The sequence below is a fragment of the Arthrobacter sp. A5 genome (assembly GCF_051131705.1).
Taxonomy (GTDB): Bacteria; Actinomycetota; Actinomycetes; order Actinomycetales; family Micrococcaceae; genus Arthrobacter_M.
In genome coordinates, this window is record NZ_CP180316.1 from 3,431,137 (window position 1) to 3,444,223 (window position 13,087).

Here is a 13,087-nt window from a genome sequence, read left to right on the forward strand (position 1 = left end):
GGTAGCGTGCGTGGAGGAAGGTCATTCCTCGCCCGCTACCTCAACGACGAGGATCGAACCGTAGCCGTAAACCAGGGAGTGGCAGTGGATCAGCAGACCATTATTTATCCGGCAAAAATCGTGCGAACCATGGATCCCTCACGGCCTGTGGCCACAGCCATCGCGGTCAGAGACGGATTCATTTGAGCCGTGGGATCGGTCGAGGAGCTCCGCGCCTACCCAAACACCGTGATTGATGAAAGATATGCGCAGCAGGTGATGGTGCCGGGATTCGTTGAGGCTCACGCGCATGCTGGCTCCGGAGGAATGTGGGAGGGGCAGATCTACGTAGGCTATTTTGACCGCACCGATCCGAATGGAAACCTCTGGCCCGGATGCACCAGCACGGAGGCGGTCCTGCGACGGTTGCGCGAGGTCGAGTCCGCCATGCGTGATACGGATACGCCATTGCAGGCCTGGGGTATGGACAACATCTACTTCCCGAAACAGAGCATTCTGGTCCACGATCTCGACACCATCTCCACCACCAGGCTGATCCAAATCAGCCACGCCAACGGGCACGTGGCGGTCGTCAATTCTGCAGTCCTCGCCAAGGCTGGCATCGATTCCTCCAACCAAACCGAGGGCGTGGAAAAGTACGCCGATGGAATGCCCAATGGTGAACTCCGAGAATTTGCCGCCATGTGTTTGGTACATCACTTCTTTGAAGGCGGCTTGCTCGCGCTTTCGGCCAGGGCACTGAGCCAATTCGCGCAGGACGCAGTGAATCACGGCGTGACCACCATTACCGATTTGGGCACCATGGGGTTGCTCACCGAAGAGGGACGGGCTGTATACACGGACACGGTTGATGAGAACTTTCCGGTAAGACTGAACGTCTTCCAATTTGGGGTGGGGTTGGGGACCGGTCCGCTGGCGGCTGCCATGGCGGAACATTTGGCGGAGCTGAAATCTGAGGGCAACGAAAACCTGCGTTTTGGGCACGTTAAACTCATACTTGATGGGTCGATTCAGGGCTTCACTGCCAGACTCTTGGCCCCGGGCTACCTCGGGGATCAACCCAACGGGATTTGGAACATCACACCCGAAGAGTTCGAGGTGGCCTTCACCGCGTTCCACCGCGCCGGGCTATTGATTCACGTACATTGCAATGGGGACCAAGCCAGCCAGCTCTTTCTCGATACTCTGGAAGCGGTGCTGACCAAATATCCACGGCCCGATCACCGGCACACCATCACGCATTCTCAGCTGACCACTCAGGCTCAATACCGACGAGCCGCGGCGCTGGGGGCCTGCGCCAATATTTTTTCGAACCATCTGTGGACCTGGGGAGATCAGCATGCCGACAGGATCTTAGGGTGGGACCGGGCCTCACGGATGGACGCAGCACGCTCCGCGCTCGACGCCGGGGTTCCCATCTCAGTGCACTGCGACACCCCGGTGACCGAATTGAACCCGCTGAAGAGCATGAAGCATGCCATCACACGACTGACAGTCTCGGGGAGAGTGCTGGGCGAATACGAATGTCTCAGCGTGCATGAAGCGCTGCATGCGGTGACCCTGGGGGCCGCTTACATGTTGAAAATGGATGAGGAAGTGGGATCCCTCGAGGCCGGAAAACGCGCGGACGTGGCCATTCTTGCGCGGGACCCCTTCGAGGTGGATCCTCAGATGATTGGCGAGATCCGGGTGCTGGGCACAATAATTGGCGGCCGTCACCAGGACGCCAAACACGGCACCTCGGACCCGGTTCAATAATGTCTATCCCCCTTATGGTCATCGGCGGGTACCTTGGCGGGGGAAAACCACTCTTGTCAATGACCTGTTGGCCCATAGCGATGAGCGAATTGCCGTCGTCGTCGACGATTTAGGTGAACTTAACATTGACCCTCGGTTGATTCGATCGGCCAAGGAAAACACCATTGAACTGGCCAACGGCTGCATCTGCTGCAACCTCAGCCGTGCTGAACCTCACTGCGTCGGCAGTGCTGCAGGCATTTCCGGTGGGGCCGTTGTCCCGCCAACGGCGCCTATTCTCCAACCGGACGGAGGGGACGTCCTGCAAAGCGATTACCGGAGGGTTTCCGGCTATGACGTGATGCTCCAACGACGCTCCTGGTACTGCTCGGGGTTGCCGCGCAGGCGGCAGGGCTCGCTGTCCCAAAGGCACTGCCCTTGGCCAAACCCGACAGTCCTATGTCGTCTCTTGTATACCAAATTGACAAAAATCGTGATGCATACGCATATTTTTCCTGACTTGGTCTACTGTGGCATACAAAGCTACGCCACTGGAGGTTACTCATGTCTGACCCCCCCGTTATCCGTAACGTACGGCCGTGGGGCGGGTCGGCCGCCGACGTCACGATCGTCGGTGGCCGGGTTGGCTCAGTCGTCGCACACGATCCGTCGGCGGCCCCGTCCGGTGTCGCCGTGATCGAAGGAAGGGGCCGCCTGTTACTGCCGTCCTTCTCCGATGTTCATGTTCATCTTGACTCCAATCGGTTGGGTCTGCCATTCCGCGAACATACCGGCGCCCCTGGCGTGTGGGGCATGATGCTGAACGACCGCAACAGCTGGCGCGATGCGGAAACGTCGATCGGAGAGCGTGCCCAGACGGGGCTGCGCATGATGATCGAGCGCGGGACCACGCGCGTGCGCAGCTTCGCCCAGGTGGACACGGACTGCGGGCTGGAGAAGTTCGAGGCAGTACTCGCCGCCCGCCAGATGTACCGGGACCGGGCCGAGGTGAAGGTCATCGCCTTCCCGCAGGCCGGACTATTGCTGGAAAACGGCACGGCAGAGCTCATGGAGGAGGCGCTGAAGGCCGGCGCCGATGTCATGGGCGGCATCGATCCATGCGCGCTGGACAAGGATCCCGTCCGCCATCTGGACATCGTGTTCGGCCTGGCCGAAAAATATCAGGTGCCCATCGACATCCATCTGCACGAACCCGGCGAGTTAGGGCACTTCAGCGCCGCGTTGATCGCTGACCGCACCCGCTCCCTGGGCATGCAAGGCAATGTGACGATCTCCCATGGCTACCCTCTATGGGGTGTCAGCGAGGCCCACACGCGGACGTTGGTCGAAACTTGGGCGGAACTGGACATCTCGACGGCGACCGTCGCGCCCGGCGGTCGGTTCCAACTGCCGCTGGCCGACCTGGCCGACGCCGGCGTCCGCGTGGGCTTGGGTGAGGACGGCCAGCGCGATTACTGGTCTCCCTACGGGAACGCCGACATGCTCGACCGCACGTGGCAGCTGGCCTTCGTCAGCGGCTACCGCTCCGACCACCTAATTGAGCACGCTCTGGCCGTGGCCACGGTTGGCGGGGCGTCCATCCTGGACCGCACGGTCCCCCGGCTGGCCTCCGTGACGGACCGGCCCGGCACCAGCGTCGGTGATCCGGCCGAATTCCTGCTGGTGTCGGGGGACTGCGTCAGCGCCGCCGTCATGGACCGGCCGTCGGATCGTACCGTCATCCACAGGGGCCGCGTCGTCGCGGACCAGCTGGCGCTCGTCTGACGGCATAGTCCGCGCCCCGCGAGGTAGCCGGGCCACTATGCTGGCCTCAGGGATAGTCGGTCTTGGTCCCCGTCCCGATACACCACGGAAGGGTGATCCATGGCTTTGCAGGCAGCCGACGACGTCGCAGACCCGCAGCACTCAATGGCGGACTTCGCGTATCGGCGGATCAGCGACAAGATCCTCAGCGGCGACTACCCGGCTGGGTTCCGCCTCCGGGAGCGCGAGCTGTCCGACGATCTGGACATCTCGCGCATCCCCATCCGCGAATCGCTGCACCAGCTCGAGGCCGACGGGTTCATCGTCACCTACCCGCGGCGGGGTGCCGTCGTGCGAGAGTTCACGGTCAGCGACGCCGAGGAACTCTTCGACATCCGGCTCAATCTTGAGGTCTTCGCTGCCCGGAAGGCCGCGGAGTTCGTCGCGGCCGGAGGCGTGGCACCGCGACTGGCCGAGTTACAGGAGGAGTCCGCGTCGGCCACGGCACGCGAGGACATCGCGGCGGTCGCCGCGTTGAACTCTGCGCTGCACGCCGAGATTATTGCCATGAGTGGCAACACACTGCTTGCCACCGCCATGCGCCCTGTACTTGGCCGGCTCCAACGATTGTTCGCTCTCACATCGGACCGCGATCCCCAAGCCCAGTGCACCGAGCATGCGGGACTGTGCGCCGCCATTTACGCTGGAAAGCCGGAACTCGCTGCCGCCCTCGCCTATGCGCATATCGAACTTGGCCGCGAGCCCTCTCTCGCCGGCTTGGCAACCGCCCTGACCACCGGACACAAGGGCATCACCCAGTAGCGCCGGTAGCGCCGGTAGCGCCGGTAGCGCCGGTAGCGCCGGTAGCGCCGGTAGCGCCGGTAGCGCCGGTAGATTCAACTCTCCTGACAGGTCAAGCGGTTCAGTCACTACCGGCTGAGGTCAACCCGTAGCCCCAGACCCTGTTCGATGGCCCCGTCGTACAAGAGCCTCCCGATGGCCAGATCCAGCATGCCGATGCCCACGGAGTTGAACAGCGTGATATCTGCGTCGCTGATGCGGCCCGGGACCCGTCCGGCCACCACCTCGCCGAGTTCCCCCTGGACATCCGCCAGCGACAGCGCGCCCTCCCCCACAGGAATGAGCAGGTCGCCGGACTTCTCCGCCGCTGTGGCACGGCTGTCGACGAAGATCCGCGAGCGCACCATCCCTTCCGTGTCGATCTCTCGGTGATCCGGACGGGGCCGGGAGCCCACTGCGTTGATGTGCTGGCCGTCCCGGAACCAGCGCCCGTGCACCACCGGCTCCGTGGCGGGCGTCAGCGTGCACACCACATCGGCCGTCTCGAAGACTTCCCCGGGGGAGCCGACCACGGTGACGGACAGCCCGTGGCGGAGCACCTGCTCGCGGAACCCGTCCGTCGTCGTCGTCGACCGGGACCATACGACTACTTCCTCGATCGGTAGCACGGCGAGCATCGCCTCCACATGCGCAACCGCGAGCGCGCCCGCACCCACCAGCCCCAACACCCGACTGTCCGGCCGGCCCAGGTGTCTGCTGGCCACAGCGCTGGCGGCGGCCGTGCGCACCCGTGTGGGCACACGTCCGTCCAGAATGGCCAGCGTCTCCCCCGTGATTTGCGAGGCGAGCAGGATCGTGGAGCGCTGAGTGGGCAGCCCGGCACCGCGGTTGGCCGGGATGTCCGCCAGCAGCTTCACGGACGCCAGCTGCTGCTCGTCGGCAAGAGCGGTCATCGGCACGAAGCGCGCGTCCGAGCTGGGCAGGTGGAGCGACGTCGGAGCGGGCTGGTGGGCAGTGCCCCTGGTGATGTCACCGAAGGCGAGTTCGACGGCGGCGATCGTGGCCTGCATGTCCGCCAGCACGGCGAGGTCCGAGGCGGTGAGGATCAGGGTCATGGCGGGGTTCCTTGGATCGGGTCAGGCAGGGAAGTGGGTCACTTGAGGTCCGCTGCGGGGAAAAGCCGGCGGGAAGAGTTCATCGGCACTGCGCCGGAGCATGTCCCGCTCGGAGTAGGCGTTCCGCATGCGGCCGAACAAGGTCTGGGCCCGGGCACGCAACGCCGGAAGGTCGATGCCAGGCACCGCTCCGTCACGCACCACCATCCGGCCGGCCACCACGGAGTGCGTGACGGAGCGGGCGCTACCGTTGAGCAGCAGCGTGCGGACCGGGTCATCGAGCACGCCGTCGCGGAAGTCGGCCAGCGAGAACGCGACCAGGTCGGCCTGCGCTCCGGCCTCCAGCCGGCCCAGGTCCGGCCGGTGCAGGGCCCGCGCGCCCCCGAGCGTCGCCGCGTCGAAGTAGCGCTCGACCGGTGCAGCGTCGGCGGCGCCGTCCACGATCTTGGCCAGATGCACGCCTGTGTCCATGCCGCGGACCAGGTCCGGTGGGAAGGAGTCCGTGCCCAGGCACATGTTAATGCCCGCGGCCAGGTAGGTGCCGAACGAGTGCAGGGCACTGCCGTACCGGAAGGATGTCTGCGGGCAGTGGATGATGGAAGCCCCCGCGTCGGCCAGCACGGCCAGGTCACCGTGGTCCTCCCCCGCAACGAGGGGGTTACGGTCGATCATCATGCCATGGGGAATCAGCAAGTTAGCACTGAGCAGCCCGGTGCGCTCCAGCAGCTCCAGCGGCGTCACGCCGTAGCGCTCTTGGATCAGCCTGCGCTCCAGCAGCCCCTGGAGCGCGTGCAGGCGCACCAGCACCTGACGAGACCCGGCTGCAGCCGCTGTGGCGGCCATCAGCTCTTCGGTAAGAGTCTCGATCCGGCACGGCAGCAGCACGCCCGTGACCAGCGGATCGTCGAGCTCCTGCGTGTAGTCCAGGAACCGCTTGGCCTCGGCCAGCCCGGCATTGCCCAGCTCCTCATCGAACGCTACCGCGCGTTCGCCGTCCGGACCGACCACGTTCACGCCCGAGCGGTAGGCCGGACCGAGGAATCCGCGCAGGCCGATCCGGCGGGACGTGGCGGCCATGCCGACCAATTCCTCGTAACTTTCCGCCCAAGCGCTGTGCACTTCCGACGCTATTGGCATGTAGGTGGTGATTCCGTGCAGAGCCAGCTGGACCAGCGCGAATTCGCGCACCACCTGGCGCTCCTCGGGCGTGAATACGTCCTGGCGTCGGTGGTCGAAGTAGTTCTGCGACCACTGAAACCCCTCGGACCGGTCGACGGGGGACCATGAATCCAGGATGAGGTGGTCGATGTCCGTCAGCGCGTCTAAATCGATCAGCCCCGGCGTGACCAGTGACGCGCCCAGCTCCAGCGTCTCGTCGAAGGAACCGTCCCGGAGCGGCCCCGCGTACACGATCGAATCGTCCTCATAGACAACTTGGCCACCGGAAACCAGCACGTGCCGCCCGCTCTCGTGGACCAGCACGTGGTCTGCGCGGATACATGTTCGCACGCTTGCCTCCTTCAAAGACGTGGGCCGGATGGCTTACGTCCTCCAGTATAACCGCATTTGGTATTCCAAATATGGAGACGTCTCCCTGCGGGAAAGGAGCGAGACGTCGCTTAACGCCGCTGTTCCTGCGACCCGGTGAAATTCCGGAGGTGATTTACATCTCATCGTGTATTCGCTACTATCACTTTGGTATACAACTTCAAGGAAGACAGTGAGAGACATGAGCTACTCCATCGGCACTCGGCACCCCGCCCCCGGGATCGCCCGCGGCCACTGGACCACCGTCATCGTCCTGTCGGTGGCGGTCTCCGCCGTCTCCGTTCTCATCGGCACAGTGAAAATCCAACTGGGACCGGCCGCCGTCGTCCTCTTTCCCATCATCTGGGCGGTGGTCCTCGGCGCGATCCTGGGCACGCAGCGCTTGCGCCCCATCTCTCCTGCCGCGCGGTCCGTGGCAACCCTGCTGCTGGAGATTGGCATCATCGTCTTCCTGGCCCGGCTCGGCACCCAGATCGGCCCGACCTTGATGAAGCTCGGCGGCATCGGTCCGGCCGTGGCGTTGCAGGAGGTGGGCCATATCTTCGGCACCGTGATCATCGCGCTGCCGGTCGCCGTCGCCCTCGGCCTGGGCCGCGTCGCCATCGGCGCCACCTGGTCGATCGACCGCGAATCGTTCCTGGCCTACGCCATCCAGCGCTTCGGCGTCCGCTCGCCCGAATACCGCGGGGTGTTCTCCGTCTGGCTCCTCGGCAGCCTGTTCGGCGCCGTGTTCATCTCCCTGCTGGCCGGCTTCCTCGGCGGCCTGTCCATCTTCGACCCCCGCGCCCTGGCGCTGGGACTGGGCCTGGGCTCCGCGTCGATGATGCTCGGCGGCGCCGGCGCGCTGTCCCTGCTTTACCCGAGCCAGGCACCCGAGATCATGGCCCTGGCCGCCCTGTCCAACCTGGTGACCAACATCGTGGGCTTCTACGCCGGGGTATTTCTGTCGCTGCCGCTGTGCCGCCGCCTCTACACGTTCTGGAGCCGGCTCTTCGGCAGGGACGACGACGGCCGGCGGGTGGGGCGGGCAACGCAGGCAGCTGCCGTGCCTGCAGGCCCGGCAGCCCTACCCGCGCCGGACGCTCCTGTGGCAGTGGAGGACCCAGAGGTGCCCCTCTCATGGCGGACGCAGCTGCTGGCGTACGGCGTTGTGGGCGTGTCCGGCCTGCTGATGAACCTTTTGGGGACCAAGGCCTTCGTCCCTGGCGACCTGCTCGGCATGGTCATCCTGCTGCTGCTCACGGCGCTGTCATTCCGGCTGGCGAAGTGGCTGCCTACCGTGCCCTCGAGCGTGTGGGTTCTGGGCATCGCCACGGTACTCTCGGCTCCGTTCCTGCCCACATCCCAGCTGTTCGCGACCCTGACCGGCAACCTCGACGTCATCCTGATGGGCGTGCCCACCCTGGCGCTGATCGGCCTCACCGTGGGGCGCGATATCCCGGCGTTGAAGGCGCTCAGCTGGAAGGTGGTCATCGTAGCGCTGATCACCTATAGCGCCTCGTTCATCGCCGCCGCAGCCCTGGGCCAGACCGTCCTGCACCTGTAGTGTCCTGTACCTGTAGTGTCCTGTACCTGTAGTGTCCTGTACCTGTAGTCCGGTCACGCAGTGGTTTTTTCAGCAGACTTGGCTGAACTATCGGGCAACTTGCATGCGTTCCGGCACCCGCTAGGACAACCGCCGTCGTCATTGCGCACCTGAGTGCGTGGCCTCCTTTCAGTCGCGCGAGTGTTGGGCGTAGACCCTGCGCCCAATTTCGGGGTCCACGTTCCACGTTGCGGCGAGTCGTTCGTGCACGGCGCGCCAGCTGGCCAGGGAGGCGGCTTCGCTCATCCGGTGATCAGCGAGTAAGGCGTCCAGCCGGGCGAAACAACGGTCCCAGCCGGCCCCGGCCAGCGCGGCCTGGTCTCGGTCGGTGAAGGTGTGTGTGAACGCGAGCACGCATCCAGTGCCCTCGGGCCGCAGCTCGAACCGCAGGGTTCCCTCCCCTTGCCAGGACCCGTCAGTAAACGGGGCGCCTCACTAGCCCCGACCTCAAGCCCGCCGGGGAACCACTGGTGCAGCTCGGCGGGATAGGTCAGGGCCTGCCACAGCCGCCCGATCGGCTGATCGTAGCGACGTTCCAGCCGCAGGACCGGGCCATCCTCGAGTACGGGTCCACGGAAGGCCAGGCCCGCGATGAACTCGCGGCCGGGAGCGGGATCGAGCCCGAATTGCGCCGCGTAGCGCTCGTGCCGCTCCCCGATCGGTACGTGGGCGCTTTCTTCGGACAGGAACCCCCCGCTGAGGTGTGACTCGAGCCGGTCGAGGTAACAGGCCCATCCGGCTGCCGTCTGGGCGGCGACTACGCGGTCGTCAAAGACGTGGGTGAACACCAACACGCATTCGGCCTGCTCCTCCTTGAGCTCAAATCGGAACAGCTGGCCGCCGAAGGTCCATTCGATCCGCTGCGGCGCAGTGAGTTCGGTGATTTGTCCGGTTTGTCCTCCCGCTTCGAAAGTCTCGCCCGCTTCAGGGGTCCAGTCGGCCGCAGCGGGAAACCACTGTCCGAGCTCGGCAGGCACGACGACGGCGCGTCACACCCACTTCATCGGATGCGCCAGACGGCGCTCAAATTGCAGCACCGCGCGACCGTCGCTGGTCTTCAAAGTTACGTTCATTGTGGGTACTCCTCGGACAGTCGACGATTCCACGAGCGGCGCCCGCACCGGATCAAACACCTTGCCGGGATTGAGCAGGTTGTGCGGATCAAATACCGCCTTGATCTGCCGTTGCAGCCCAAGCTGGATGGCGCCGAGTTCGTCCCCAAGCCAGCGCCGTTTGAGAATCCCGATGCCATGTTCGCCGGATAGCGTGCCGCCCAGGGCCAAGGCGTAGGCGAAAAGTTCCTCTGCGGCGGCCCAAATGGAGTCCGGGACAGATTCACCACTGAAGACGAAGCTCGGATGAAGATTGCCGTCCCCCGCGTGGCACGTAGTGGGAATCATGACACCATACTTAATTTCAAGATCGGAGATTTTGGCAAACGCCGCAGTCATTTGAGACCGGGGCACGGCGATATCTTCAACCAGCAAGGTCCCCATGGCCTCCAAAGACGGGAACACCTGCCGCCGCACGTCCACCAGGGCCTTGGCAGTCTCCGGATCGGTCGTAATTTCCACCCGTCCCCCGGCATCGCGGATGATCCCGGCCATCTCCGAGGCCTCTGATTCCGCGCCGGGGCCATCACACTGGAGAAGGAAGTACGCATTCCCTCGTACGACAAGATCCACGCCGGTATAGCGACTCACACATTCCAGCGTGCGCCGGTCCAGCAACTCCATCATTGCCGGCTGCAGTCCGGCAGCCGTAATGGCGGCCGAGGCCGCAGCGGCCTCGGCGACCGAATCGAAGAAGGCGGCAATAGTGGCCACCGTGCCGGTTACCAGAGAGCGCAGTTTCAGCGTGGCCTCGACGATCACGCCCAAGGTACCCTCGGAGCCGACCATCAACGCACACACATCGTAGCCGGTGACCCCCTTGACCGTGCGGTGTCCCACCGAAATCAGCCGGCCGTCGGCCAGCACGACCTTCAACGCCAGGACGGCTTCGCGGGTGACGCCGTATTTGGCGCACAGCAGGCCGCCGGAATTCATCGCGATATTCCCGCCAACGGTTGAGATGTCCTTGCTGGCTGGATCCGGCGGCCACCACATGCCCTGCTTTGCCAGTTCACGGTTCAGGTCACCATTGAGGATGCCGGGCTCGACGACGGCGAGCCGGTTATCGGGTGAGACCTCCAAAATCCGCGTCATGGACGTCGTGGAGAGGATAATTTCACCGGCTCCGGCAATGGCGCCGCCGGAGAGGCCGGTGCCGGCGCCCCTGGTGACCACTGGGGTGCGATGCTCGTGGGCAATTCTGCACACGGTCTGCACATCGTCGACGGTGCGGGCCTGCACCACCGCCAGTGCCGTGCCGGAGGCCAGATGGCCGGAGCGGTCCGCCCGGTACATCTGCAAGACCGAAGGATCAGTCTGTACCAGGCCGGGCAACGCTGCGGACAAGTGGTGGACGACATCCATGCTTTCCCTCTTTTCGTTTTCGTTGGATACTGCAGGCGTGTCCCGCCAGAGGCTCCGACCGCCGCGCTTCGCAGGCAGACAGAGCACCGATAGTGCCCTCAGCAGCGCGGTGCCAGTAGGCCTGGTCCGGCTGCACGCAGCTCCTCGACGCTGGCCATTCCCAGCAATTGGAGTGTCCGACGGAACTGACCGGTGAGCAGGTCCGCAACATGTTCCACCCCCTCCTGGCCGCCGCCCACCAGCCCCCACAGGTAGGCGCGCCCCACCATGCAGGCGTCAGCTCCAAGGGCGATGGCGGTGGCGACGTCCGAACCATGCCGGATGCCCGAATCCACCAGAATGGCGAAATCTTCGCCGACGGCGGCCCGGACCGGCCGAACAAGTTCCACCGGGGCCAGGGTCCGGTCGAGCTGCCTGCCTCCATGGTTGGACAAATGCACACCGTCCACGCCCAGGCTCTGGGCGCGTTTGGCGTCGGCGGGGCCGATCGGCCCCTTCAAGACCAGCTTTCCGGGCCACGCCTGGCGCAGGGTGTCCAGGTCCTCCCACGTCACGCCGGGGTCAAACTGTTGGCCGATGTTATCAACGCTGTAGCCGCTGGACCGGTCCTTCACGTTGGCAAATGTCAGGGCCGGACCAGCCAGCATGCCCGCCCAGTATCCGGGTCGGCTTCCAATGTCCGCCAGGCTCCTTAGCGAGAGAGCTGGGGGAATGGTCAGGCCATTTCGCACGTCACGTAACCTATTACCGGTGACCGCCGTATCCACGGCGACTTCCAGCACGCGGTACCCACTGGCCCACGCCCGCCTGACCAGCTCGAGCGTCAGGGCACGATCTTTCCAGACATACAGCTGAAACCAGAGGTCCGCAGAGTTCATGCCTGCGGCTTCGGCCAAATCCTCCAACGACGTGCTGGCCATGGTGGAGAGAACATAAGGAATGCCGGCCCTTGCGGCCGCCCGCGCCACGGCAGGCTCCCCGCGCGGATCGATCATCCTGGTGTAGCCGGTGGGCGCAAAACCCAGGGGGACGGCGGTTTTGCGCCCCAGGATCGTAGCGGAAAGGTCCGGGTTCCCGACATCGGTCAGGACTCTGGGAAGGTAATGGTAGCGACCCAGTGCGTCTGTGTTGTTCCGCAACGAGTCCTCACTGTCCGCTCCGCCGTCGACATAGTCGAAGACAGGCCGCGGCAAGCGGCGTTTGGCGGCCAGCCGAACATCATCGATGGTCCGGCACCGCTCCAACCGCCGGCTGGTCCGGCTTCCGGAGGGCGGCTTGATCGAGACAAGTTTCAGGGCCTGTGAAACTTTCATGCGGTGGCCTTCCGGGTCAATGTGCCCAGCAGTTGCGTCAATCGGCTGGCAGAGTTCATGACGTGCGCTGCAACGGCGTCGGCATCCAGCGTCGAACCGAGCATGTAGCTGACGCCGATGGCGCCCGGCCCGCCGGAGGGGCTAAAAACCGGCGCAGCAATGCAGCGGACACCGGAAGCTGTTTCGCCGTCATCGAGGCTGTAGCCGCGCTCCCGGACCTGGGCAAGCTCGGCCATGATCCCGACGTCCCGCCCTACCTCGCCACCGGACGGCAGGTGAGCTGCCAGCTCGTTCCCCGGCAGCCAGGCTAAGGCTGCCTTCCCTACCGCCGTGACAACGGCCGGCAGCCTGGCACCCACGGAACTTGCCAGTTTGATGCCCAGGCCGGGAGGGTCCTGTTTGCAGAGGTAGACGGCGTCGGTTCCGTCGAGAACCGCGTAGTGCGAGGTGATGCCCAGCTCTTTCGTCAAACCCGCCAGTTGCGGGATGACAATGTCGACGGCGTTATTGGAGCGCAGGTGCGCGGCACCGACTTCGAACGCCCGCAGCCCGATGGAGTACGACGCGTGCTCGGTGACTTCCAGGAACTCCCGACTGGCCAGGGCCCGAAGAATAGCATGCGCGGTGCTTTTGGGGATGTCCAATTGCTCGGCTATCCGGGTCAGTGGCAACGGTTTGTCGGAGCCCGATAGTAGTTCGAGGATTTTCAGGGCTCGTAAAACCGAGGTGCTCATCTGTTCCTACTCC

General features: G+C 64.6%; 10 protein-coding genes and 1 pseudogene. 5 read left to right on the forward strand and 6 right to left on the reverse strand.

Annotation, left to right across the window (positions count from 1 at the left end; genetic code table 11):
- Window positions 1-189: 189 nt before the first annotated feature.
- From ACLLJI_RS16165 to ACLLJI_RS16180, 4 genes are all read left to right on the forward strand, one after another.
- The gene (locus ACLLJI_RS16165; protein ID WP_434614334.1) at window positions 190-1,758 is read left to right on the forward strand and encodes an amidohydrolase; all 1,569 of its coding nucleotides are present in this window, start codon (window positions 190-192) and stop codon (window positions 1,756-1,758) included.
- Window positions 1,706-2,434 (forward strand): GTP-binding protein, encoded by a 729-nt coding sequence (locus tag ACLLJI_RS16170; protein WP_434614337.1) that lies wholly within the window; start codon window positions 1,706-1,708, stop codon window positions 2,432-2,434. The genes ACLLJI_RS16165 and ACLLJI_RS16170 overlap by 53 nt, the downstream gene beginning before the upstream one ends.
- Window positions 2,365-3,522 (forward strand): amidohydrolase family protein, encoded by a 1,158-nt coding sequence (locus ACLLJI_RS16175; protein WP_434621620.1) that lies wholly within the window; start codon window positions 2,365-2,367, stop codon window positions 3,520-3,522. The genes ACLLJI_RS16170 and ACLLJI_RS16175 overlap by 70 nt, the downstream gene beginning before the upstream one ends.
- 99 nt (window positions 3,523-3,621) lie before the next feature.
- Window positions 3,622-4,323, forward strand: a complete 702-nt coding sequence (locus ACLLJI_RS16180; protein WP_434614340.1) for a GntR family transcriptional regulator — start codon at window positions 3,622-3,624, stop codon at window positions 4,321-4,323.
- Between the two features lie 107 nt (window positions 4,324-4,430).
- On the opposite strand, the gene ACLLJI_RS16185 is transcribed toward ACLLJI_RS16180, so the two are convergent.
- Complete coding sequence (locus ACLLJI_RS16185) at window positions 4,431-5,417, reverse strand: ornithine cyclodeaminase family protein (protein ID WP_434614343.1); 987 nt, start codon at window positions 5,415-5,417, stop codon at window positions 4,431-4,433.
- 21 nt (window positions 5,418-5,438) lie between these two features.
- On the reverse strand, window positions 5,439-6,926 hold the full coding sequence (locus ACLLJI_RS16190) for a chlorohydrolase family protein (protein ID WP_434614346.1): 1,488 nt from the start codon (window positions 6,924-6,926) through the stop codon (window positions 5,439-5,441).
- Between the two features lie 220 nt (window positions 6,927-7,146).
- Here ACLLJI_RS16190 and ACLLJI_RS16195 point away from each other — a divergent pair, with 220 nt between their 5' ends.
- The gene (locus tag ACLLJI_RS16195) at window positions 7,147-8,511 is read left to right on the forward strand and encodes a DUF3100 domain-containing protein (protein WP_434614349.1); all 1,365 of its coding nucleotides are present in this window, start codon (window positions 7,147-7,149) and stop codon (window positions 8,509-8,511) included.
- A 749-nt stretch (window positions 8,512-9,260) separates the two neighbouring features.
- On the opposite strand, the pseudogene ACLLJI_RS16200 reads toward ACLLJI_RS16195, so the two are convergent.
- From ACLLJI_RS16200 to ACLLJI_RS16215, 4 genes and pseudogenes are all read right to left on the reverse strand, one after another.
- Window positions 9,261-9,527, reverse strand: a pseudogene (locus ACLLJI_RS16200) (SRPBCC domain-containing protein); the annotation flags it as partial.
- 12 nt (window positions 9,528-9,539) lie between these two features.
- A complete protein-coding gene (locus tag ACLLJI_RS16205; RefSeq protein ID WP_434614352.1) occupies window positions 9,540-11,027 on the reverse strand; it encodes an FAD-binding oxidoreductase in 1,488 nt (495 codons plus the stop codon).
- 98 nt (window positions 11,028-11,125) lie between these two features.
- The gene (locus ACLLJI_RS16210; RefSeq protein ID WP_434614355.1) at window positions 11,126-12,340 is read right to left on the reverse strand and encodes an alpha-hydroxy acid oxidase; all 1,215 of its coding nucleotides are present in this window, start codon (window positions 12,338-12,340) and stop codon (window positions 11,126-11,128) included.
- Complete coding sequence (locus tag ACLLJI_RS16215; RefSeq protein WP_267544051.1) at window positions 12,337-13,074, reverse strand: IclR family transcriptional regulator; 738 nt, start codon at window positions 13,072-13,074, stop codon at window positions 12,337-12,339. The genes ACLLJI_RS16210 and ACLLJI_RS16215 overlap by 4 nt, the downstream gene beginning before the upstream one ends.
- Window positions 13,075-13,087 lie beyond the last annotated feature (13 nt).

Bases quoted from the DNA above. Each gene is read 5' to 3' on its own strand.
- ACLLJI_RS16180 (WP_434614340.1), top strand. From the start codon at position 3,622: ATGGCTTTGCAGGCAGCCGACGACGTCGCAGACCCGCAGCACTCAATG.
- ACLLJI_RS16185 (WP_434614343.1), bottom strand. From the start codon at position 5,417: ATGACCCTGATCCTCACCGCCTCGGACCTCGCCGTGCTGGCGGACATG.
- ACLLJI_RS16195 (WP_434614349.1), top strand. From the start codon at position 7,147: ATGAGCTACTCCATCGGCACTCGGCACCCCGCCCCCGGGATCGCCCGC.
- ACLLJI_RS16205 (WP_434614352.1), bottom strand. From the start codon at position 11,027: ATGGATGTCGTCCACCACTTGTCCGCAGCGTTGCCCGGCCTGGTACAG.
- ACLLJI_RS16210 (WP_434614355.1), bottom strand. From the start codon at position 12,340: ATGAAAGTTTCACAGGCCCTGAAACTTGTCTCGATCAAGCCGCCCTCC.
- ACLLJI_RS16215 (WP_267544051.1), bottom strand. From the start codon at position 13,074: ATGAGCACCTCGGTTTTACGAGCCCTGAAAATCCTCGAACTACTATCG.